Origin of the sequence: Vulgatibacter sp. (assembly GCF_041687135.1) — a bacterium.
Taxonomy (GTDB): Bacteria; Myxococcota; Myxococcia; order Myxococcales; family Vulgatibacteraceae; genus JAWLCN01.
Genome location: NZ_JAWLCN010000004.1, coordinates 150,678 through 173,721 on the forward strand (window position 1 = coordinate 150,678; position 23,044 = coordinate 173,721).

Consider the following 23,044-nt stretch of genomic DNA (forward strand, 5'->3'; position numbering starts at 1 on the left):
CTCTCCCGATGCTGTGCTAAGGTCCGCCCCGATGCGCAACCCGACGTTCGATCAGTTCCAGGGAACCGATGAGTACATCGCCTCCGAGCAGCTCCGTCACGCGGTAAACGTGGCGTTCGCCCTCGAGCGGCCGCTGCTGGTCCGCGGCGAGCCGGGCACCGGCAAGACGCTGCTCGCCCAGCACGTGGCGCGGGCGCTGGGGCTCGAGCTCATCCGGTGGCACGTCAAATCGACCACCAGGGCCCAGGATGGCCTCTACGTCTACGATGCGGTGCAGCGGCTCCATGACAGCCGGTTCGGGGACGGCGACGTCCAGGACGTCTCCCGCTACATCAAGCTGGGGCCGCTCGGTGTGGCGCTGGCCTCGTCGGAGCGCAAGGTGCTGCTCATCGACGAGATCGACAAGGCGGACGTGGAGTTCCCCAACGATCTGCTCCACGAGCTCGACGCGATGCGTTTCTCGATCGCCGAGACCGGCGAGGAGGTCGCGGCCCGCGAGCGCCCCTTCGTGGTGATCACGTCGAACAACGAGAAGGAGCTCCCGGACGCCTTCCTGCGCCGCTGCATCTTCCACTACATCGAGTTCCCCGGGCGGGAGCTGATGCGGGAGATCGTGCGGGTCCACCACCCCGACCTCGAGGCGCGGATCGTGGATCAGGCGCTCGAGACGTTCTACGGGTTGCGGGAGGTCCAGGGCCTGCGCAAGCGCCCCTCCACCTCCGAGCTGATCGACTGGCTGAGCGCGCTGCGGCGCAGCGGTGTCGACATCTCCCGGGCTGCGGGTGGGATCCCCTTCCTCGGTACGTTGCTCAAGACGGAGCAGGACCTCGCGCGGTTCGCGAAGGCTTGAAGGGAACGTGTTTCTCGACTTCTTCTTCGAGCTGCGCGGCCGGCGGGTGCCGGTGGGACTGCAGGAGTGGATGACCCTGATGCGGGCGCTCGCGCTGGGCCTGCACGAGGCGTCACTCGATGGCTTCTATGACGTCGCCCGCGCGATCTGCGTGAAGGATCTTGCGCATTACGACGCATTCGATGCTGCGTTCCTTGCGGTTTTCGAAGGGATCGAGAAGGACGGTCTCGCCTTCACGGCGGCGCTGGAGTCGTGGCTCGCCAACCCCCGCCAGCTCGAGGGCCTCACCCCGGCGCAGCGGGCGATGCTCCAGGGGCTCGATCTCGAGGAGCTCCGGCGCCTCTTCGAGGAGCGGCTGCGGGAGCAGAAGAAGCGGCACGAGGGCGGCTCGAAGTGGATCGGCACCGGGGGCACCTCGCCCTTCGGGAGCGGCGGTTACCATCCCTCGGGGGTGCGGATCGGCGACGGCGGAAGGCGGTCGGCGATGCAGGTGGCGCACGAGCGGCGCTACAGCGACTACCGCACCGATCGCGTGCTCGACGTGCGCCGAATGGACGTGGCGCTGCGGATGCTCCGGGTCCTCGGACGGGAGGGTGCGCCGGAGGAACTCGACATCGACGCCACCATCGAGCAGACCGCGCGCAACGCGGGCGAGCTCGAGGTGGTCGTCCGGCCGCGACGGCGGAACCGGGCGAAGGTCGTGCTGCTCATGGACGTGGGCGGATCGATGGATCCGCATGCGCATCTGGTGGAGCAGCTCTTCAGCGCAGCCTCCCGGGCCGGACGCTTCGCGCGCTTTCGCCCCTACTACTTCCACAATTGCGTCTACGAGGCGGTCTACGAGGACGCGCGCTTCCGCAGACCGGTGCCGCTGCCGCAGCTTCTGGGCTCGAGCGATCGGGACGAGATCCTGGTGATCGTGGGTGATGCGGCGATGCACCCGGCGGAGCTCCTGCAGCCGGGCGGCCACATCTACTTCTACGATCAGAACGAGCGCCCGGGGATCGAGTGGATGCGGGAGCTGGCGGAGCACTTCCCAAGGCGGGCGTGGCTCAACCCGGAGCCGCCGTCGTATTGGGCGCAGACGCTGACGGCGGAGCTGCTCGGACGGCACTTCCCGATGTTTCCGCTGACGCTCGACGGGCTCGAGCGCGCGGTGCGGCGGCTGCTGCGCGGGCACGGGGCTGCGGCGGCCTGAGCGAGGCGCCGCCGTGTGGGATGCATCGTAAGCACCCGTGGTTACCAAGGATTTGAGCCAATGTCAGACCCCTCTGCTACGTTCGCGTGGTCAGGAGGGGAGTGAACATGGCAGCGGACGGGAGCACCGATGGCGTGCTTCCCGCCCCGGTCACGAGCGACACCACCGAGAGCCAGACATCGACAGGGGTTGGGGAGCGCGAAGGGGACGAGGCCGCCGAGAAGCGGGCATTGCGGGCGGTTGTCGAGCGACTGGAAAGAGAGGTGGCGCGGTTCGCGGCGATCGAATCGACGGCGATTTACCAGCAGCTGATCCTGGTGCGGGAGTTCGACGAGAAGCGCGGCTGGAAGGTCACCACACACACGAGCACGGCGGCGTGGCTCGCGTGGCGGATCGGGCTGTCGGTGATCGTGGCACGCGAGCGGGTGCGGGTAGCCCGCGCCCTGGGGCGGCTGCCGCAGATGGCCGAGGCGCTGCGGAAGGGGACGATCAGCTACACCAAGGTCCGCGCGCTGACGCGGCTGGCGACGCCGGAGAACGAGGCGGAGCTGCTCACGCTCGCGGCGACGCAGTCGGCCCACGAAGTCGAACGTCGCTCGAGGAAGCACCGGCGAACCGCGCTCGAAGTCATCGAGGGCCGGACGGAGCTCGCTCGCCGGGAGACACGCTATTTCCGCATCGTGGATGCCGAGAACGGCATGGTCCGGGTCGAGGGCCAGTTCCACGCCGACGAGGGGGCGGACCTCCTCCTCGCCATGCGACTGTCGTGGCTCGTGCACCGGAGCGAAGGCAGCGCCCGGGAGCGGGAGCTGGCGGCGGCGTGTGCCGCGGGTCTCGCTGCGGGGAAGCACCGCGCGGACGGGGCGGCGGCAGGCTCCGTCGCAGAAGTGGTCGCGGCAGGCCTCCGGGGAACGCCGGTGGAGGAAGGCGAGGTCGATGCACTCGCCCATGCGCTCACGGCCCCGGAGCCGGAGGAGGAGCAGCTCTCGACGTTCAACCGTGCGGACGCGCTCCTCGCGATTGCTGCGGCCTTTCTGCAGCGCCCGTCCGTTCCGGTGGAGGGCGAGACGACGCACGAGGTGATCGTGCAGGTGCCGGCAGAGTCGCTGGCGGGCCGAAGCGACGAACCGGGGTTGCTTGCGGACGGAACGCCGCTCGGTCTCGATACGGTGCGGCGACTCTGCTGTGACGCGGCCGTCATTCCGGTTGCCGTCGACGCCGAGGGCAACGCGCTCGACATCGGCAGACGAAGCCGGGTGATCCCGAAGTCGATGCGGCGGGCGCTTGTGATGCGCGACGGCAGGTGCCGCTTCCCCGGCTGCACGCACGACGCCTGGCTCAAAGCCCACCACGCCCAGCATTGGTCGCAAGGCGGCGAGACGAAGGTGGACAACCTCGTCCTCCTCTGCGGGCACCACCACTGGTGGGTGCACGAGGGCGGCTGCTCGGTCCGACGCGAAGACGGCCGGTTTCGGTTCTACGATCCGCGTGGCCAGTTGATCGAGGAGGCGCCGCCGCTGCTCCCCAACGGTGATGCCTCCGAGGAGCTCATGGCCTGGCTCCTCGAGCACGGCGGCGGCGAGGGGATTGCGCTGCCGATCCCGGCGCGCCACGCCACCAGAGCCGAGTGGAGCCTGTGGCATTGTGCGGTATCGCGCGCGACCTATGGTCCGAACGTCCTGCTGGGAGACCCCGGCCAGGTCGAGCCACGGATGCCCGATCCGGACGGTCACCCGCCGCGCGGCCGCCGGACGCCAGAGGCGGGGCCGAGCTGAGCGCTCCCGCGCGAACCTGCGCCGCGCACGCGCCTACAGTGCGGCGACCGGATGCACCACTTCGTGGGGGGCAGCGCTGCCCTCGGTGCGAGCCAGCGCGTCCGCCGCAAGGCACACGAGCGCGATCCAGATGAGATCGGCAAGAAGCAGGTGCACGAGCTGCAACCAGACCGGCGCCTGCAGGTAGATGTTGGTGACGCCTGCTCCGACCTGGAGCAGATAGAGACCGATCACGGCGGCAGCGAGCCGCCGGGTCGTAGCCGAATTGCGGGCCAGGGCAACGATGACAACCGCAGCAAGCAGGTAGCCGCCGACGACGAGCGCCAGCATCGGGTGGAGGACGCTCAGCTTGAGCAGGATGTGAGCGGTCGGTGCGAGATGTGCCTCGAGGCCAGCGACCTCGGGGTAGAGCGTGCTCCCGAGCGCCGCCAGGGCGCCGCTGGTTCCGAGGAGCATCACGCCAGCGTGGGCGCCGATGAGCAGGCCGCCGACGAGGCCCTGGCCTCGGAGTCGAATCGCCTTGCCACCGGATGCCCACCACGCGGTGAGCGTCATCGCGCCGACGAGCAGCAGCGTATTCGCGAGATGAAGCGCCATGGCCACCGCCCGCGCAGTAGAGGTGTCGTCGGCCACGAGTCGGAAGAGGACGAGTCCTGCCCCGAGCAGCGCCTCGATGATCATCAGCACCACGGACGCCTTGGCGCCACTGCGCACCAGGTGGTGGCGCGGGAGGGTCTTTCGCGCCCAGATGAAGAGGACGACGACGCCGACGAGCGCGACGCCCGAAGTGAGCCGGTGGGTGAACTCGATGATCGTTTCGAGGGAGGGATCCCGCGGAATCACCTGCCCATTGCAGATAGGCCAGTGGTCCCCGCAACCAGCACCCGACCCGGTGGCGCGCACGTACGCCCCCCAGAGGATCACCGCGAGATTGTAGAGCACGTTGGCCCAGGCGAACCGACGCAACCCCGCGCTCACGCCGCCCTCGGCCACGTCCGCCACCGCCGTCCTGCTGCTCATCTACCCCAACCTTTCCGCCCCGCGAACCGGCTAGCGACTGCTTCCCTCGGCAGCAGCCTGCAGCGCCTTGTCGCCGCCCAGAACATCGAGGAACGCCTCCGCGGATCGCGACAGCGATCGCCCCCTGCGCACGAGCACCGAGATCGGCCGGGTGAAGACGCCATCGGCGATCGGGATGGCCACCAGCGAGCCGGAGTTGAGTTCCTGCATTACCGCCGCCCGGGGGAGGATCGAGATACCGAGGCCGATTTCCACGGCGCGCTTGACCGTCTCGACGTTGTCGAGCTCGGTCGTCAGCTGGACCTGCGCCCCCGCCTCGCGCAGCAGCTTGTCGACGGCCCGGCGGGTGGGGATGTCGCGGTCGAACGCCACGAAGTTGATTCCGTCGAGATCGGAGAGCTTCACCGACTGCCGCTTGGCGAATCCGTGATCCGGAGCGACCACGACCACCAGGCGGTCCTCGCTGAAGGGGATGCCGATCAGCTCGCGCCGCTCCTTGGGATAGGCCACGATCCCGAGGTCCGCATCGCCGGCCGCCACCTCGTCGTAGACCTGGTCGCTTCGGCGGTAGACCACCCGCACGTTGACCCGTGGGTGGCGGCGGAGCAGCTCCTTGAGGTGCGGCTGCAGCTCGTGCAGGCCCACCGAGTGGATCGTCGCCAGCGTCACCGGACCGGCGGCGTCGGCGCTCTCCTCGCGCATCTGGGTTTCGAGGTCGTCGAAACGCGCGAGCACCTCGCGCGCCGCCTCGTAGAGCCGCTCACCGGCAGGCGTCGGATGAATCGCCCGCGGCGCCCGGTCGAGCAGCTTGCGGTCGTAGCGTTTCTCCAGCGTGCGGATCTGCTGCGAGACCGCGCTCTGGGTCACCCGGTTGAGTCGCGCCGCCTTGGAGAACGAGCGCGTCTCCACCACGTCGCAGAAGACCTTGAGGGTTTCGAGCTGCACAGGTCACCCCTGCGGCGCGTCGCCGCGAACGAGCGCCACCACGTGATCGGCCAGCGCCGCGTAGAGCGCCTCCCCTTCCGCCGCGGTCGCCGCGGCAGGGTCGCCGAAATAGGCCCGGTCGCCGCCAATTTCACGAAACGTCCGCGCCCCGCCGCGGATCGCCTTCCCCAGGTCGACCTCGAACCGGGGCAGCGCCCCCCGTGCCACCCGCACCCGGGCCGGGTCGGCGGCGAGCATGAGCGAGGTCTCGTAGCAGCCCGCGTGGCTGCCACCCCGGCAGAACTCCTCCCCGAGCTGCAATGCCCAGGGCTTGCGGCGGTGGTCCGGCACGATCACCCGAGCCGGAAGCGCCTCCTCCGCGGCGGCGTGCAGCGCCGCGAAGTGGTCGGGCTCGAGGTGGTGGTTCACCAGCACCACCGGCCCGAAGCCCTGCCCGGCGATCGAGCGGACCATGTCCACGAGCAGCGCCCGCAGCGTCTCGGCCCGCACCGAAACCGTCCCGGTGAAGCCGGCGGCAAACTCCGTCACCCCGTACGCCAGGGGCGGGAAGATCACGGCCGGAAGGCCCTCCGCCGCGAGCTTGTCGGCGGCCCGGGTGGCGACCTCCGCAGCGATCACCACGTCCGTGCCGAGAGGCAGGTGGGGACCGTGCGCCTCGGTGGATCCCACCGGCACGAGCGCCACGGCGCCCGCAGCGGCGGCATCCCGGGCCTCTTCCCAGGTAAGTTCGGCGGCAAACAGGCGGCTCATGCCGGAAAGCGGTACCGCGGTTCACCCCGGCGGTGCAAGCGGCGCCGCAAGCATTTGCAGGTGCCCCACGCCCACCGACCGGCCGGGCGTGAGAAAGCCCGCAAAGGCGAAGGGGGCGAAGCCCGAAGGCCCGCCCCCTCCCCGTCCCGGCCTCCCGGAGGCAGAAGCTACCGGCAGGTCGCGGTGTAGTTCACCCGGATCCGCGATCCCGCTGCCGGGGGATTCGCGAAGCGGATCGTGTTGCTACCCGCATCGTACGTCCACGCGGATTGCGGGCTGACCACCCCATTGACCAGCACCTCGAGCCCCGTCCCATCCGGCGTCTGGCTCAAGGTGAAGCCGTCGCGCGGGGCGAACGCCTGGGTCGCTATCCCCGAGAACGTGCCGGCGAAGTTGGGCGCGCAGATGGACGACGGGATCCCGCCCGTCGCACCCACCAGCTGCAGGTAGCGGTGCGCCACGCCCGAGGTCTGGGAGCAGAGGTTGTTCACGTCGACGATCGCGTTGGCCCGCGCGCCTCCGACGCCCTTCAGCCCGTTCAAGAAGGTCACGTACTCGTTCACGGGGAAGCCCGAGTGGTCGTCCTCCTCGCTGATGAAGATCACCGAGAGGTTCGCATCGTCCCGCAGGAAGCCGGCGTTGCTGCCGCTCCGCAGCGGCTCGGTCAGCGCAAGCCGCATCGCCTGCATGCCCTCTTCCTGCTGGTGACACAGACCCACCTGGGTGTTCTCCGCCAGCACCTGCCGCCCGTTGGGCGTGGCCCCGGTGATGATCCGCGGCCGCGAACCGTCCACCGGGAAGAAGCGCCCCGCCTCCGCGCCGTTGGCGCCGCCCGGGCAGGCCGGCAGCGTCGGATCGCTGGGCGGCCGGATGCCGGTGGTGGTCACCGCGATGCGGTAGTCGATCCCGCGGAACGCGGCCTCGTCGACCAGCGTGCCCACCGAGGTCAGGAGCCGGCCCTGCTCCTCCCGCATCGTCGCGGAGTTGTCGACCACGAGCAGGATGTCGGTCTTGTTCGGAGCGTGCTGGACGAACTCGTCCTGCACCCGGCCCTCCTCGGTGAGCTCGCCGCGGAGCGGCACCATCAGCGGACCATCCCTGCTGTCCTCGCTCACGTAGAGCGGAACACTGTTCAGGCCGCGGTTCTGGCTGAGCCACTCGACAGCCACCGGGAAGCCCTCGGTCGGCGCCACCACGAAGGGTGTCGCGGGCGCATCGGTGATCTGGAACTCGTCCTCGCTCGTCGGCTCCCCCAGGGAGATGTCGGTCACGGTCACCGGCACCGAGCAGACATTGGTGAAGGTCACCGCATCGCTGCGCGTGCCGCAGCCGGCGGGGTCGTCGCCGAAGTCGATGAAGCGCGGCTCCGGCACCAGGCAGCCGTCGGCGCTCTTCGCCACGAGCGGAACCGCATACCGCGTGTTCCCCTGGTTGATGGCGAAGACCTCGAGCTCCCCCGTCCAGTCGCCGAGCCCCGCGTTCGCCCGGGCCGGATCGAAGTAGACGTCCCAGCCGAACCACGTGCCGCCGAGGATGGTGTGGCTCGGAATCGGCGTGGTCCAGAAGACCGGGTCGGACCCTTCCGCCACGTTCAGGTCCCGGATGATGCACGCATCGCTGCCGACGTTGCGGATCTTCACGCTGAGCGCAGCGCCCCGGCGCTCGTCCATGGAACCGAAATCCACCACACCGGGCGTGATCTCCAGCCCGTCGCAAGGCGGCGGCTCCCCGGCGGTGCCACTCGTGCAGACGCGGATCTCGGGCTGCGATCCGTCGTTCGAGGTGACGGCGATCATCCCCTCGTCGACGTTGCCGATGCTCAGCTCGTTGGGCTCGTACCAGATCGCCACGTCGACGGCCTGCCCCGTCGGGATGTTGATGGGCAGTTCCACGTCGGTCCCGAAGAGCGGCGAGGCCCCCGGCACCGGGAAGATGTTGGTCACCTGGAGGTCGGGTGCCCCCGGATCGGCGCCGATGTTGCTGATGGTGATGTAGCGGTAGGGACGCGATCCGAAAGGAACCCGGCCGAAGTCGATGCAATCGGTGCCGTCCCGGACCGTGACCTTGATCTCGGGCCCGCCACCCACGCCGCGCACGGCAACCGCCGAGGTCGGCATCCGCTCCGACGACGACTCGATGTGCAGCGTATCGGTCCGCTCGCCCTTCGACCCCGGGGTGAAGTGGATGGTGACGGCGATCTGCTCGCCCTCCGCCAGCTGCGCGGTCTTGGGCTCGATCCGGAAATCGCTCCCCCGCCCGGCGGCCTCGCTCGCGAGCTGCATCGAGCGCACCTCGAGCACCTTCGAGCCGGCATTGGTCACGGTGAACTGCCGCGTGGCGCCCCGGTCGACGGGGACGAAGCCGAAGTCGATCACCGGCGGGTTGACGACCAGCGCCTGATCGATGCCCACGCCGGTCATCGGCACCACCTGCTCCACGCAGGTCGGGCACGGCATCACCGCCACCTGGGCATCGGCCCTGCCGGTGCGCTCGGGGAGGAAGGTCACCGGAACGTCGAGGGACCCCAGCGGCGGCACGGTCACCACGTCGCCCGACCCGTACGAGTACTGGACGTCACCCCGCCGCCCCAGGCGCACGTCGACCGGCATGTCGAACTCGTTCCGAAGCGTCACGGTGCGGTCTTCCGGGACGTTGAGCTCGATCCGGCCGAAGTCGAGGGACGCCGGCTCCAGCGACACCCGCGGACGAACGCCGATGCCGGTCACCGGCACGGCCACCTCGGGGCGCTCCTCATCGGTGAGCTCGAGGCCGAGCTGCCGCTCGAGGATCGCCTCCTCCTGTGGCGAGAAGCGCACCGCCAGCACCGTGCTCTGCCCGGCACCGAGTTGCTCCGTCCCCCGGTTCACGATCTCGATGTCCTCACCGAGGCCCTCGATCGCGATCTCCTTGAGCTGGAGCGGCGCGCGTCCCCGGTTGTGGACCTTCAGCTCGCGGGTAGCGGTCGAGCCGAGCGCGACGCGCCCGAAATCGAGGACCGCCGGTTCGACCTCCGCCACGCCGGAGACGGGAAAGACCATTTCCGTCCCACAGCCGGCCAACAACAATGCGAGCGTCGCGGAGACGCTCGGGAACCACCTGCGCATGCCCACGCCAACCTCCGATGCCCGCCCCCGATGCAGCCCAAGCTGCGTGCCGAGGTGGCGGACGTCGCTCCCAGTCCCGGAGAAGTTGGGAGCGGTGGCGTCGGGGGACAAGCAGGCGGTGCGCAGGAACGAAGCACCCCGCCCCGTTCGTGCAACGGTACGGGGTGCGCACAGCACGAAGGGCCGCCCCGGGGGGGGCGGGAGCCCTGCAGCTAGATCGCCCGGAGCTCCTTCTTGAGCACCTTGCCGCGATCGCTCTTGGGCAGACTGGAGCGGAAGACGATCTGCCGCGGGTATTTCCACGGCTGCAGCTCCCGCTTCGCCAGCTCCTGCAGCTCCGAGGCGAGGGCGTCGCTGGGCACGATCCCCGCACGGGGCACGACGAAGGCCCGCGGTTTGACGAGGCCCTTCTCGTCCTCGAACCCGACCACCGCCACCTCCGCCACCGCCGGGTGGGAGAGCAGGCAGTTCTCCACCTCGATCGGGGCAAGGAACCGGCCCCCCACCTTGAGCAGATCGTCGGTGCGGCCGCCGTACCAGAAGCGACCCTCGCCATCGCGGCGGAATTTGTCGGCGGAGACGAACCACTCCCCCCGGAAGCTCTGCCGGCTCGCCTCGGTCCGCATGAAGTAGCCGAGGCCCACCGACTGCCCGCGGATCCACAGCGAGCCCAGCTCGCCATGCGGCAGCTCCCGCCCGTCGTCGTCGCAGATCCGGGCTTCGTAGCCGTCGACCACCCGGCCCAGCGACCCGAACGTGACGTCGCCCGGCCGGTTGGTGATGTAGACGTGGAAGAGCTCCGCCGAGCCGATCCCGTCGAGGACCTCGTGGCCGAAGCGCTCCGTGTACCGCCGGTGCATCTCCGCCGGCAGCGCCTCGCCCGCCGAGGTGGTGAGCCGCAGCGAGGACCAATCCCAACGCCCGGCAGGTACCGCCAGGTTGGCCATCGCGTTGATCGCGGTGGGCACGCTGGTGAGGAGCGTCGCCTTCCGCCGGGTCACCTCGTCGAGAACGCGCTCGGGCGTGCTCTTGTCCGGAAAAAGGGCCACCGTCGCGCCGGCGCGGAACGGAAAGAGCAGGTTGTTGCCCAGCGCGTAGCCGAAGAAGAGCTTCGAGACCGCAACGCTCACGTCCCCGGGCGCAAGGCCCAGCACCGGCAACCCATAGGTGTGGGTGCTGAAGAGGAAGTCCACGTGCCGGTGGACCGCCGCCTTGGGAAAGCCGGTGGAGCCGCTCGTGTAGAGCAAAACCCCCACGTCCTCCGCCAGGGTCGGCGCGGGCGAATGGTCGGGCGAGAGGGACGCCCGCTCGTCCTCCCAGCGCACCACCTTCGGTCCGAGCGCCGCGGACCCGCCCCCCCGACAGACCACCGCGGCGCGGAGCCACGGCGCCGCCGCCGGCTGGAGCGTGTCGCCCAGCAGCCGCTCCTCTGCCACCACGACGCGCGAACGGGTGTAGTCGAGGTAGTAGGCGAGCTCCTCCCCCTTGCAGTCGGGATTGACCGCGGAGACCACCGCGCCCATCCGCACCGCGGCGAACCAGAAGAAGACGAACTCGGGGTGGTCGGAGAGGGCGAGCAGCACCCGCTGCTCCTGCTGCACGCCGATCCGCTCGAGCAGATTCGCCGCTCGGCACACGTGGTCGAGCACCTCGCGGTAGGTGTACCGCTCGTCCCCGTAGAGCAGCGCTACCGAGTCGCCGCGCCCCTCCCGCACGTTCCGGTCGACGTATTCCACGCAGAGGTTGAGCGCTTCGGGAAACTCGATCGCTGCCATTCGCACCCCCAGCAACGCCGCGGCAAAGCTCGCGGCCGATATTCGTGGTGGAATCCGCGCCACGCCGGCCACCCCGCGCCGCCCGGACCCGCAAAGCCCAATCGCCGAACTGCCCGACCGACCCGACCGCGACCCCGCCCCAGAACCCCGCCCCAGGAACCCCGCCGCCCTACGCCTCCTTGAGCCGCTCCCGCGCGATCACCAGCTTCTGCACCTCGGTCGCGCCCTCGTAGATCCGCAGCGCCCGGATCTCCCGGTAGAGCCGCTCCACCGGCGTGCCCCGCATCACCCCGAGACCACCGTGCAGCTGCAGGCTCCGGTCGATCACCTTCTGCGCGTTCTCCGTGGCCACCAGCTTGGCCACCGCCGCCTCCCGCGTCACCCGGGCCGCGCCGCCGTCCTTCACCCACGCCGCCCGGTGCACCAGCAGCCGCGCCGCCTCGAGCTCCACCTCGTTGTCGGCCAGCAGGAATTGCACGCCCTGCAGCTCCGCCAGCGGTGCGCCGAATTGTTTACGCCCCTTCACGTGGGCCACCGCCTCGTCCTGCGCCCGCTGCGCCATCCCGAGTGCAGCGGCGCCCACCGTGGTGCGGAAGACGTCCAGCGTCCCGAGCGCCACCTTGAACCCCGTCCCCTCGGCGCCGAGCAACGCCGACGAAGGCAGCCGCGCGTCCTCGAAGATCACCTCGCCGATCGGATGGGGCGAGATCGGCTCCTGCGCCTCCACCCGCACCCCCGGCGTCCCCGGCTCGACCACGAAGGCCGAGACGCCCCGGTTCCCCTCGCCGGTGCGAGCAAAGAGGCTCATCACCCCGAAGATCGGCGCGTTGGAGATGAAGCGCTTCCTGCCGTTCACCACCCACTCGTCGCCGACACGGCGTGCGGAACACGAGAGCGCCGCAGCGTCGGAGCCCGCATCGGGCTCGGTGAGGGCGAAGGCGGCGGCGAGCTCACCCGACGCGACGCCAGGCAGCAACCGCCGCTTCTGCTCCTCGCTGCCTGCCAGCACGATCGGGTAGCTGCCCAGGCCCTGCATCGCGAAGCAGAAGTCGGCGAGCCCCATCCGCCACGCCAGCGCCTCGCGGATCGCACAGAGCGAACGGACGTCGAGCGACTCGCTCACCCCGCCCCACGCAGCAGGCACCGCGTGCCGGGTGAAGCCCGCCTCGCCCAGCTTGCGCAGAATCGAGCGCGCCAGATCGTCGACGCCGTCTTCCCGGTGCTCGATCGGCGCCAGCACCTCGTCGCCGAAGGCGCGGACCGCACGGCCCAGCGCCACATGCCGTTCTTCGAGGAACAAGACCTACCTCCCGGTGAAGCGGGCCGGCCGCTTCTCCACGAAGGCGTCGTAGGCCTCGCGGAAATCGCTGGTCTGCATGCACATCGCCTGCGCCCGGGCCTCGTTGTCGAGGGCGGAGAAGAGCGAGCCGTCCTGCTCCTCGTCGAGCAGCTCCTTGGTGACGCCCAGCGCGAAGGTCGGCCCGGCAGCGAGCCGCGAAGCCCAGGCGATCGCCGTGGGCAGCACCTCATCCACGGGTACCACCGCGTTGTGCAGCCCCATCGCCAGCGCGTCCTCGGCGACCACCGCGTCGCCGAACATCAACAGCTCGGTGGCCTTCGCCAGGCCGACGTAGCGCGGCAGCAGGTGCGCGGCGCCCATGTCGGCGCCGGCGAGGCCCACCTTCGCGAAGAGGAAGGCGATCTTCGTGCCCGCCGCCGCGATCCGGAGATCGGAGGCCAGCGCGATCGCCGCCCCTGCACCGGCGGTTGTCCCGTTCAAAGCGGCGACCACCGGCTTCTTCAGCCGCCGCATGTTGCGCACCAGGTCGCACGTCATCTGTGTGAACTCGAGCAGCCCCCGCGTGTCGCGGGCGAAGAGCTCGCCGATGATCGAGTTCACGTCGCCACCGGAGCAGAACGCCCTGCCGCTGCCGGTGATCACCACCGCCCGCACCGGCTCCCGGAAGCTGAGCGCGGCGAAGAGATCCCGCAGCTCCGCGTAGACCTCGAAGGTGAGCGCGTTGAGCTTGTCGGGCCGGTCGAGGGTGATCACCGCGACCCCGTCGTCGCGCTCGTCGTAACGGAAGCTCTTCGGTGCGGGCCTCGCCTGCTGCATCGGAACCGTCTCCATGAAAAGAATGCTCATCCGCTGCCGCCGCCCGAGAGGTCGCGCGAGACGTGCGGCAGAACCGCCGTCGCTTCGATCTCCACGCGGGCGCGATCCTCCACCAGCGCGGCGACCTGCACCAGCGCCATCGCGGGGTAGCTCCTGCCCATCCACCGGCGCCACGAAGCACCGACCTCGGCGATCGAGCCCAGGTATTCGTGCTTGTCGACGACGTAGATGGTCATTCGCACGATGTGCTCCGGCCCGCCGCCTGCGGCCCGAACCACCGCGAGCACGTTGGAGAGCGCCTGGTCCCACTGCGCGCCGAAGTCGTCGGAGTGGAAGGCCTCGTCCGCATCCCAGCCGATCTGCCCACCGACGAAGAGCATCCGCCCCTCGGCGATGACGCCGTTGCTGTACCCCTTCGGCCGCTTCCACCCCTCGGGCTGGATCACCTGGAGCAGGCTCACGCGATCACCTCGCCGCCGTCGACGTTGAAGAGCTGGCCCGTGATCCCGGAAGCAGCAGGCTCGGCGAGGAAGACCACCATCCGCGCGATCTCCTCGGGACGGATCAGCCTGCCGATCGGGTTCATCCGCGCCAGCGAATCGACCGCCTCGTCGTAGGAGCGCCCGGTCACCTCGGAGATCTTCTTCGCCGAGGCGTCGAGCATGTCGGTCTCCGTCCAGCCCGGGCAGACGGCGTTGGCCGTGATCCCCTTCCCCGCCACTTCGTGGGCCAGCGCGCGGGTGAGGCCGACCAGCGCGTGTTTGCTCGCGCAATAGGCCGTCGTGTAGCGGAAGCCGGTGCGCCCCGCGGTGGAGGCGATGTTGATCACCCGGCCGCGCTTGCGCTCGAGCATCCCGCCGAGCACCGCCTGGGTGACGGCGAAGGCGCCGGTCAGGTTCACGTCCATCACCCGCCGCAGATCGTCGAGCGAGGTGCGGTGCATCGGCGCGCTCAAGGAGATGCCGGCGTTGTTGACGACGATGTCGACGGCGCCGAGTTCGGAGGTCACCGCGCCCACGCAGGCCTGCACCGAGGCGGGATCCGCCACGTCGAGCCGGAAGGCCTGCGCCCTTCCCCCTGCGGCGTGGATGGCCGCGACCACCTCGCCACATGCGGGAAGATCCCTGGCGCAGACCGCCACCGCAGCGCCTGCGGCGCCGAGCGCCTCCGCGCACGCCCTGCCGATGCCCCTGCTGGCGCCGGTGACCAATGCCACCTGCCCGTCGAGCGTACCTGCCACGCAGCCCTCCCCATGCGCGCCGCCTGCAGGCGCGGGATGCGCTGCGCACAGACCTCTTGCGGCGTTCGAGCGACGATGAAGCCCTTACGGTACCGAGCGGCTTCCCACGCGGTCAACGACACCGTCCCGCCGCATCGCGTCGAATCGAACGATGCGGCGCCGGACCCCGCAGCGGCCAGCGGCCGATCAAGGCATCTCGAGCTCGGTGAACGTCGTGCCCCGCAGCCAGCCGAGCTTCCTCGCGCCGAGCCGCACCGGCCCGGCCGACTCGTGGTCGAAGACGGGCACGAGCACGCCCTCGGGGATCATCTGCGCCCAGCAGCTGCCGTCGAAGCGCCACGTCATGTCCGGGGTGATCACCACCGCCTCCGCCGGCGCCAACGCGTGGATGCCGCCACCGTTGAGGCGCTCCACCGACTCCATCACCCACTCGCCCGTGCCGTCCCAATGGGAGAGCCCGTAGACCCCCGACTCGATCTGCTCGAAGGCCCAGATGTCCTCGGGATCGCGGCCGTGGAAGCGGGCCATGTCGATTCGCTCGCCCACGGCGATCTCGTTCAGGTCGGCGGCGTCGTCGCCCACCGCGAAATATTGCTCGCCGCCGCGCCAGCACCGCGCCGCGAAGCCGTAGCGATCGAAGGCCTCGAGGATCGTGCAGGAACCGAGCGACGCCTCGTAGCCGGTGGTCTCCTCCACCGAGAAGTCGTCGCCGAGCAGGTAGAAGGCGCACTGGTCGACGCCGGTGCAGAGCTGCGCCGTGGCCCGGCCCTCCCGGTCGCGGAAGATGCCCATCACGCTCTTCTGCGGATCGTGGGGCGTGGGCACGCCGTCGACGATCTTGAGGAGCCAGCCAGCTCCGAAGGTGTCGCCGGCGTAGACCCACGCCGTATCGCCCACCATGGTCAGGCCGCGGACCTGGGACATGCCGTTGCCAAACTGACCGAGCACGGTGAAGCTGCCGTCGGGCTTGCGCCACACCACCTTGCCGAGGACGGTCGCGTAATAGGAGTTGCCCTTCGAGTCGGCGCCGGCAGCGGTGAAGCGGCTGCCCTGGTTGGCGATCACCTCCGCCGTCTCGGTGAAGGGGGTCTCGGTGGGACGCGGCGTGTCGCACGCGCCATGCGGGAAGGGATCGGGCTCGGGCAGGGTCCCGCCGCCGCCGCCAGCGCCACCGGCACCACCTGCGCCCCCCGCACCGCCAGCGCCCCCCATGCCGCCGGCGCCACCCGCGCCACCTGCGCCGCCGGTTCCCCCGGAACCGCCCACCCCCCCGCTGCCGCCGCTGCCGCCCGAGCCCCCGTCGGACGAACCACAAGCCCAGAGGAGTGCTGCTGCAGAGAGTGCGGCGAGCACGCGCTTTGCCACCATGGGTTCCCTCCCAGTCACCGATGCCGATGTGAAAAGCGAACGATATGCGGGAGCGCAGCCCCCGGGCAATGCGCCGCGGCCCACAAAAAACCCCGGCGCTCGCGGGGAGCACCGGGGTCCGGGAAGCATGAGGCGGAAGCGAAAGCTACCAGCCGCACTTCTGGCCGGCGTTCTGCTCCTTCAGCCACGTGCGCAGCGGCGCGAAGTACGCGAGCATCGCGGTGGCATCCATCTGCCTGCTGCCGGTGAGCGCCTCGAGGGCGTCCGGCCAGGGCTTGCTCGAGCCCATCGCCAGCATCGCCTGCAGCTTCTTTCCGGCCTCCTTGCTGCCGTAGATCGAGCACTTCGACAGGTCGCCCTCGAAGCCCGCTGCGTCGCACATCGCCTTGTGCATCTGGAACTGCAGCACGTGGGCGAGGAAGTAGCGGGTGTAGGGCGTGTTGCCGGGGATGTGGAACTTCGCGCCCGGATCGAAATCCTTCTCGCTCCGTGCCACCGGCGCCTTCACGCCCTGGTACTGCTCGCGCAGCTTCCACCAATGGGCGTTGTAGTCGGCGGGCTTCACCTTGCCGCTGAAGACGTCCCAGCGCCACTGGTCGATGAGCTTGCCGAAGGGCAGGAAGGCGATCTTGGAGAGCGCCATCTTCATCTGGAAATTGATGAGCCCCTTGTCGTCCTTCGGCGTCTCGGAGAGCAGGCCCACCTGCTTCAGGTAGCCCGGCGTGATCGAGAGGGCGATGGCGTCGCCGATCGCCTCGTGGAAGCCGTCGTGTGCCCCGTTCTGGAAGAGCACCGGCTTCTGCCAGTAGTACATGAAGTAGTAGTTGTGCCCGAGCTCGTGGTGGATCGTGACCAGATCCTCCTCGGTCTGCTTGATGCACATCTTGATGCGCAGATCGTTGGAGAGGGTCACGTCCCACGCGCTGGCGTGGCAGACCACGTCGCGGTCCCGGGGCTTCACGAACTGCGAGCGCTCGTAGAACGAGGCCGGCAGCGGATCGAGGCCGAGCGAGGTGAAGAAGCTCTCGCCGAGCTTCACCATCCGCGTCGCGTCGTACTTCTGCTTCTTGAGCGCGCTGTCGACGTCGAGCGAGGGCTGGCCCTTGTACGGCTCCACCAGCGGGTAGACGTTGGTCCACTCCTGCGCCCACATATTGCCGAGCACGTGGGCCGGGATGGCGCCGTCTTCCGGGATCCGCTTCTCGCCGTAGCTCTCGGCGAGCTTGCCACGGACGTAGCAGTGGAGGTCCTCGTAGAGCGGCTTCACCTGCTGCCAGAGGCGCTCGGTCTCCGCCTCGAAAGCGGCGGGGCTCATGTCGTATCCGGCGCGCCAGAGCTCGCCGAGATCGGAGAAGCCCACCTCGCGCGCGCCCTCGTTGGCGAGCTCGACCTGCCGCTGGTAAAGCGGGCGCATCTCGCGGGAGATGGAGCGCCAGCCGGTCCACGCGTCGAGGAGCTGGTCGTAGTCGCGGCTCTGGGCCAGGGTCTCGGAGAGCTCACCGAGATCGCGGCACTTCTGCTTGCCGTCCTCGCCGCACCACTTGCCCTTGCCGTACATGCCCTCGAGCTTCGCGGCGATGCCCGCGAGCTCCGCGCGCTTCTTCTCGTCGCTGGGGGCGGGCAGCGAGCTCGCCAGCCGCAGCAGCGAGAGCATGCGCCTGGTCTCTGGATCGGCCTCGACGCCGTCGAAGCGGCGGCTCTCGCGGATGGTGCGCGACAGGTACTCCATCAGCGCTTCGTTCGCGAGGGCGGCGTTCCGCTCGGTGTCGTCGGTGATGTACGTGCTCTTGATCCACTCGGCGGTGGAGGAGCGGATCCAATGGGCCTTGAGCTCGTCGTTCACCCGGGTGGCGAAGGCCTTCGCCTCGGCGGCGGTGGGCTTCGCCTTCGAGGCGACGGTGGTCTTCGAGGTCTCGCCGGCGAGGGCCGCGCCCGGTGCGAGGAGCGCCAGGCTGGCTGCGACGGCGGGCAGCTTCTGCAGGAGGTTGCGAATCATGGGCGGGCATCCTAGGGGATGGCGGCGCGTGACCCAAGCAGGAAGCCGGGCCAGAGCTGCCTGAAAAAAGCTGACGATGGAGGGAAAGGCGCTCGGAGGGCGAGCCATTCCCGGCGTTGCAAAGCGGCCGCGCCGCGCGGACGGCGCTACGCACCGCTCGGCGATCAACCGGCCTCCAGCGCATCCTCCGAGCCTTTGGCACTGCGCTTGCTGTCCACGCAGACATGCGTTGGTACGTCGGCCTGCTGCTGTCCGTGGGCGTATCGCTTGCCCTCTCCGCCCTGGGGCTGGTCGTAGTCTTCTCGATCTTCTCGGGGATGTGTGATCGATGGGTCGCGGCGCGGATTCCCGCGCCGGACGGCCTGCGAGCCGTCGTCCTCTGGAAGAGCGACTGCGGCGCCCTCGGGGATGCTCGCGTCTCAGCGGTGGTGGAGTTACCCGGGCAGGACGATGCGGTCTTCTTCGCGGCGGAAGCGATGGATCCCGGCTACCGATTCTTCTGGCTCGGGAACGAGACCCTCGCCTTCTGCCCCACGGAAGAGGCGCCCCCGCCGCCGCCGACGTGGGCCCCTGTCCAGCTGGTTGGCCTGCCGGCGTGTCCGTGAATCGATCGCACGGCAGGCGACACGGCCCGGCGCCGGGCTCGTCGCCCCGGGCAATCCCGTGTATCGGTCGAGACGAGCTGCCGAGCCGCAAAGGAGATCGACCATCGGACTGCTACCGTTCAGATGGCGACCCGAGCCCAACGAGCCGAGAGGTGGCAGCGCCGTCGGGCGGTGTCCACCCTCCGCGGACGGGGGCGGTGCGTCCGGGGGGCGGGCGCTCGCGATCCCCGACCACGGGGGACCGATGCGCAGAGCGATGGTGATCGTCGGGGTCCAGAACGACTTCTGCCCGGGGGGCGCCGCAGCGGTGGCCCACGGGGACGAAGTCGCGGGCCCCCTCTCGTTTCTCGCCAACACGGTGGATCACGCTGGCGGCCTGGTGGTCGCCGTTCGCGAATGGCACAGCGATCGCAGCGGCTACTTCACCGGGCAGGGCGGCGATCTCCGGCCCTTCTGCGTCGCGGGCACGCAGGGCGCCGCCTTCCACCGCGATCTCCACCTCTCGCGGCGGGCGCGCTTCGTCTTCCGCAACGGCGATCCCCGGGAGGTGGGCCCGTCGGCGTTCCGCGCGGTGGATCGCCACGGCGCCTCCCTCGCCGAGCTCCTGGCGAACGAGCACGTCGGCCACCTCTTCCTCGGCGGGATCGCCACCGAGCGGGAGATCCAGGCCACCGCCCTGGACGCGCTGCGCCGCGGCCTCGAGGTCTCGGTTGTGCAGGACGGGATCGCGCCCCTCGACGTGCGGGCGGGGCTCGAGACCCTGACCCGTGTTCGCCTCGCCGGCGCCGAGGTGGTCTCCTCGGGCCAGGCGATCATGGCGCTCTACAGCGCGGGCGAGGCCCGCTTCTGAGGGCGCCGCCGGCGGCCCGGGCGGCACCCCGTGATCATTTGCGCTCGGGCCCCCGCTCCTCGTCCGGCAGGTGCCCCGCCTCCTCGGGCCGGGTATGCTCGTACTGGCTCGCGGTCACCTCCGGCGGTGCAGCCGGCACGTCCTGCAGCCATCCCGGATGCGTGCGCTCGTACTCCAGCTTCTCCTCGTTCTCGCCCGCCTTTTCGTACTTCTCCCGTGCCATCGCTCCTCCTCGCGTCGACCTGAGCCAAACGTAAGGAGCGCCCCGGCCAGGATCAGCGCGCCCCGGGATCAGCGCGGCAGATAGCGGCGCCGGTGCCAGCGCGCCCGCCAGAGGAGCACCGCAGCGAGCGTCGGGGCGAGCACGCCGGCGGCCACCACCACCGCATCGCCTGCGCCCCGCAGCCTGGGCAGGTTGAAGACGAGCGCCTGCACCCAGCTCACCACGGCGTCGGCGGTGACCAGCACGGCCAGCGCGGTGGCGAGGCCGTGGCGCCAGCGCTTCGCCAGCGCGAGCAGGCCGACGAAGAGCCCGACGTCGAAGGCGACCCAGAACCACTTCATCCACGGCGCCGGGAACCAGCGGTGGTCGGTGAGCGCCAACGCGATCGTCCACGGCACCAGCGCCACCGCGAGCGCCTCGATCACCACCGTGGGCACGCGGAGCAGGGTCTCCAGCCCGAAGCGGAAGAGGCCGCCCCGCGAGAAGGCGGCGAGGGCGTCGACCAGCGCCACGATCCCCCGCTCGCCCCGCGGATAGGCGAGGTGGATCGGCTCCCACGCCTGGGGCCGGAGCTTCGCTTTGAACGAAGCGAGGCCGGCGAAGTCGTAGAGCCGCCGCCCGAGGCGACGCGCCGAGGCGAGCCACCCGGAGACACCGGCGAGCGGCGCGAGGCCCAGGGTGACGTAGCGGCTCCCCTCCGCCGCCACCGCCCGCATCGCCGCGTCGACGAGGAGCTCGGCGGTGCCGTTGGGAGCGGCGGGATCGCGGAGCAGATCCTCGAAGAACCAGCCGCCCCTGGCGTAGATCGGCACCGCCGCGAGGAAGCCCACGATCCTGCCGTCGCGCTCCGCGGCGAAGTAGCGCCGCTCGGAGGCGAAGCCGAAGGGATGGACCTCGACCAGAAAGCCCATCGGCGCCATGTGCCTGCTGCCGAGCCACCGCGCGACGAGCGCCTCGACGTGGGCGCGCACCGGCCCCTCCGCCGCCTCGGCCTCGGCGAGCTGCCGCACCACCACCCCCCTGGCCCGGGCCCGCCGCAGCTGCTCGCGCAGGCTCCGGCTCTCCCGCAGGATCCGGGGCCACTCCCCCGGATCCCAGGCAGGCTGCTCGCCGACCTGCACCGCGTCGAAGGGCGCCGCCTCGAGGAAGCGATCGACCACCGCGAAGAAGCGCACCCGCCGCCTGCAGCGGGCGGCAAACCCACCGAAGCGGGCCGCCACCTCGCCGACCCGCGCCGCAGGCGCGATCGGCGCCCCCGCCACCACGAAGGCCCTGCCGGTATCGACGTAGGCGACGGCGGCGTCGGCACCGCAGAACCAGTAGCGGAGCCCCGGCTCGAGGACCTGGAACGAGGTGGCGTTCCAGCCGTAGCGGCGCAAGAGCCCCAGCACCCGCGCCTGTTGGCGGGCCCGGAGGCGCTCGGCTGGCGGCTCGTTCTGCATCGACACGGGCGAAGCGTTATACACGGGGCCACCATGCGCAGCCCCATCCCCTTCCGCCGCCTCCTCGCCCTCGCCCGTCCCGAGCGGCGGACCCTGCTCGTCGGCACCTTGTGCCTCTTCGTCGGCTCCGCTGCGGGGCTCGCCTGGCCCCAGCTGGTCCGGGTGCTGATCGACGACGCCCTCGCCGGCGGCGACGGCAGCGGCCTCGACAGGGCCGCGCTGATCATGGCGGCGCTCTTCCTCGTGCAGGGCGCGGCGGTGGCGCTGCGCTACGTGCTCTTCACCACCGCCGGCGAGCGGATCGTGGCGCGGCTCCGCACCGATCTCTTCGCGCGGCTGCTGGATCAGGAGATCGCCTTCTTCGATCTCCGGCGCACCGGCGAGCTCACCTCGCGCCTCGCCTCGGACACCACCGTGCTCCAGAACACCGTGAGCGCGAACCTCTCCATGCTCCTGCGCAACGGCGCCGGTGTGGTGGGCGGCCTCGTCCTCCTCTTCGCCACCTCGCCGCTGCTCACCGGGCTGATGCTGGCGGTGGTGCCGCCGGTGGCCCTCGGCGCCGTGGTCTACGGCAAGCGGGTGCGCAAGCTCTCGCGCGAGGTGCAGGACGCGCTGGCGAAGGCGAGCGAAGTCGCCGAGGAGAGCCTCTCCGGCGTGCGCACCGTGCGCTCCTTCACCGCGGAGGAGAAGGAGGTGGCCCGCTACGGCGCAGCGGTGGAGGCCTCCTTCGACGTGGCCCGGCGCCGGGCGAAGGTGGCGGGGCTCTTCTTCGGCGGCGCGTCGTTCGCCGCCTACGCAGCAGCGGCGGCGGTGCTCTGGTACGGCGGCCGCCTCGTGCTCGGCGGCACGATGACGGTGGGCGAGCTCACCTCCTTCCTCATGTACTCGCTGCTGGTGGCCTTCTCGCTGGGAGCCCTCGGCGAGCTCTTCACCGACTTCATGCGGGCCTCCGGCGCCAGCGAGCGCATCTTCGAGCTCATCGACCGCGCGCCGGCGATCCCGCCCCGCGGCGGCCTCGCGCCGGTGGCGGTCGAGGGCGAGGTCCGCCTCGATCACGTCTCCTTCACCTACCCCTCGCGGCCGGACGTGCCGGTGCTGCAGGGGATCGATATCGCCATCCGCCCCGGCGAGCGGGTGGCGCTGGTGGGTCCCTCCGGCGCGGGAAAGAGCACCATCGCCGCGCTCCTCGGCCGCCTCTACGATCCGGGCGAGGGCGTGGTCCGCATCGACGGCATCGACGTGCGCCAGCTCGATCCCGCCTGGCTCCGCCGGCAGATCGGCGTGGTGGCGCAGGAGCCGCTCCTCTTCTCCACCACCATCGCGGAGAACGTGCGCTACGGCAGGCCGGAGGCCACCGACGCGCAGGTGCGCGCAGCGGTGCAGGCAGCCAACGCCGCCACCTTCGTCGAGGGTTTCCCCGACGGCTACGACACCGAGGTGGGCGAGCGGGGCGTGCAGCTCTCCGGCGGCCAGAAGCAGCGGATCGCCATCGCCCGCGCCATGCTCAAGGATCCGAAGCTGCTCATCCTCGACGAGGCCACCAGCGCCCTCGACGCCGAGAGCGAGCACCTGGTGAAGGAGGCCCTCGACCGGCTCCTCGAAGGACGCACCACGCTCATCATCGCCCACCGGCTCTCCACGGTGCGCGACGCCGATCGCGTGCTCGTGCTCGAGGGCGGCCGCGTGGTGGAGTCGGGCACCCACGCCGAACTCCTCGAGGCGGACGGCCTCTACAAGCGGCTGGTGGAGCGGCAGTTCGCGGCAGCCTGATCGCGCCAGCGTGGTAG

General features: G+C 70.5%; 19 protein-coding genes. 6 read left to right on the top strand and 13 right to left on the bottom strand.

The annotated features are described in order from the left end of the window. Positions 1-31 precede the first annotated feature (31 nt). The 3 genes from ACESMR_RS11790 to ACESMR_RS11800 all read left to right on the top strand — a co-directional run bounded on the left by ACESMR_RS11790 (position 32) and on the right by ACESMR_RS11800 (position 3,823). Positions 32-850 (top strand): AAA family ATPase, encoded by an 819-nt coding sequence (locus ACESMR_RS11790; RefSeq protein WP_373047277.1) that lies wholly within the window; start codon positions 32-34, stop codon positions 848-850. A 7-nt stretch (positions 851-857) separates the two neighbouring features. Further along, a complete protein-coding gene (locus tag ACESMR_RS11795) occupies positions 858-2,048 on the top strand; it encodes a vWA domain-containing protein (protein WP_373047278.1) in 1,191 nt (396 codons plus the stop codon). A gap of 107 nt (positions 2,049-2,155) precedes the next feature. Next, a complete protein-coding gene (locus ACESMR_RS11800) occupies positions 2,156-3,823 on the top strand; it encodes an HNH endonuclease (RefSeq protein ID WP_373047279.1) in 1,668 nt (555 codons plus the stop codon). Between the two features lie 33 nt (positions 3,824-3,856). Here the strand turns inward: ACESMR_RS11800 and ACESMR_RS11805 are convergent, their stop codons facing one another. The 11 genes from ACESMR_RS11805 to ACESMR_RS11855 form a co-directional block, all read right to left on the bottom strand. Next, positions 3,857-4,825, bottom strand: coding sequence for a COX15/CtaA family protein (locus ACESMR_RS11805; protein WP_373047280.1), 969 nt, complete (start codon positions 4,823-4,825; stop codon positions 3,857-3,859). A 48-nt stretch (positions 4,826-4,873) separates the two neighbouring features. Then, positions 4,874-5,788, bottom strand: coding sequence for a LysR family transcriptional regulator (locus ACESMR_RS11810; protein ID WP_373047281.1), 915 nt, complete (start codon positions 5,786-5,788; stop codon positions 4,874-4,876). Positions 5,789-5,791: 3 nt separating this feature from the next. Then, complete coding sequence (locus tag ACESMR_RS11815) at positions 5,792-6,538, bottom strand: creatininase family protein (protein ID WP_373047282.1); 747 nt, start codon at positions 6,536-6,538, stop codon at positions 5,792-5,794. A 167-nt stretch (positions 6,539-6,705) separates the two neighbouring features. After that, the gene (locus ACESMR_RS11820) at positions 6,706-9,642 is read right to left on the bottom strand and encodes a choice-of-anchor D domain-containing protein (RefSeq protein WP_373047283.1); all 2,937 of its coding nucleotides are present in this window, start codon (positions 9,640-9,642) and stop codon (positions 6,706-6,708) included. 212 nt (positions 9,643-9,854) lie between these two features. Then, on the bottom strand, positions 9,855-11,417 hold the full coding sequence (locus tag ACESMR_RS11825) for a benzoate-CoA ligase family protein (protein WP_373047284.1): 1,563 nt from the start codon (positions 11,415-11,417) through the stop codon (positions 9,855-9,857). A 169-nt stretch (positions 11,418-11,586) separates the two neighbouring features. After that, positions 11,587-12,717, bottom strand: coding sequence for an acyl-CoA dehydrogenase family protein (locus tag ACESMR_RS11830; RefSeq protein ID WP_373047285.1), 1,131 nt, complete (start codon positions 12,715-12,717; stop codon positions 11,587-11,589). A gap of 3 nt (positions 12,718-12,720) precedes the next feature. After that, positions 12,721-13,563, bottom strand: a complete 843-nt coding sequence (locus ACESMR_RS11835; RefSeq protein WP_373047286.1) for an enoyl-CoA hydratase family protein — start codon at positions 13,561-13,563, stop codon at positions 12,721-12,723. Next, the gene (locus ACESMR_RS11840) at positions 13,560-13,994 is read right to left on the bottom strand and encodes a RidA family protein (protein ID WP_373047287.1); all 435 of its coding nucleotides are present in this window, start codon (positions 13,992-13,994) and stop codon (positions 13,560-13,562) included. Before ACESMR_RS11840 ends, ACESMR_RS11835 begins: the two co-directional genes overlap by 4 nt. Next, the gene (locus tag ACESMR_RS11845; RefSeq protein WP_373047288.1) at positions 13,991-14,773 is read right to left on the bottom strand and encodes an SDR family NAD(P)-dependent oxidoreductase; all 783 of its coding nucleotides are present in this window, start codon (positions 14,771-14,773) and stop codon (positions 13,991-13,993) included. The genes ACESMR_RS11840 and ACESMR_RS11845 overlap by 4 nt, the downstream gene beginning before the upstream one ends. Before the next feature lie 186 nt (positions 14,774-14,959). After that, entirely contained in the window at positions 14,960-16,141 is a 1,182-nt protein-coding gene (locus ACESMR_RS11850; RefSeq protein ID WP_373047289.1) for a hypothetical protein, read from the bottom strand. Positions 16,142-16,286: 145 nt separating this feature from the next. Beyond that, positions 16,287-18,137 (bottom strand): M2 family metallopeptidase, encoded by a 1,851-nt coding sequence (locus tag ACESMR_RS11855; RefSeq protein ID WP_373047290.1) that lies wholly within the window; start codon positions 18,135-18,137, stop codon positions 16,287-16,289. Positions 18,138-18,361: 224 nt separating this feature from the next. On the opposite strand from ACESMR_RS11855, the gene ACESMR_RS11860 reads away from it, so the two are divergent. After that, positions 18,362-18,742 (top strand): hypothetical protein, encoded by a 381-nt coding sequence (locus ACESMR_RS11860; protein ID WP_373047291.1) that lies wholly within the window; start codon positions 18,362-18,364, stop codon positions 18,740-18,742. Between the two features lie 244 nt (positions 18,743-18,986). Then, positions 18,987-19,592, top strand: coding sequence for an isochorismatase family protein (locus tag ACESMR_RS11865; protein ID WP_373047292.1), 606 nt, complete (start codon positions 18,987-18,989; stop codon positions 19,590-19,592). Between the two features lie 34 nt (positions 19,593-19,626). Here ACESMR_RS11865 and ACESMR_RS11870 read toward each other — a convergent pair whose 3' ends face one another. After that, positions 19,627-19,815, bottom strand: a complete 189-nt coding sequence (locus tag ACESMR_RS11870) for a hypothetical protein (RefSeq protein WP_373047293.1) — start codon at positions 19,813-19,815, stop codon at positions 19,627-19,629. Between the two features lie 68 nt (positions 19,816-19,883). Beyond that, positions 19,884-21,257, bottom strand: a complete 1,374-nt coding sequence (locus tag ACESMR_RS11875; RefSeq protein WP_373047635.1) for a phosphatidylglycerol lysyltransferase domain-containing protein — start codon at positions 21,255-21,257, stop codon at positions 19,884-19,886. A 33-nt stretch (positions 21,258-21,290) separates the two neighbouring features. On the opposite strand from ACESMR_RS11875, the gene ACESMR_RS11880 reads away from it, so the two are divergent. Then, entirely contained in the window at positions 21,291-23,027 is a 1,737-nt protein-coding gene (locus tag ACESMR_RS11880; protein WP_373047294.1) for an ABC transporter ATP-binding protein, read from the top strand. Positions 23,028-23,044: the final 17 nt, after the last annotated feature.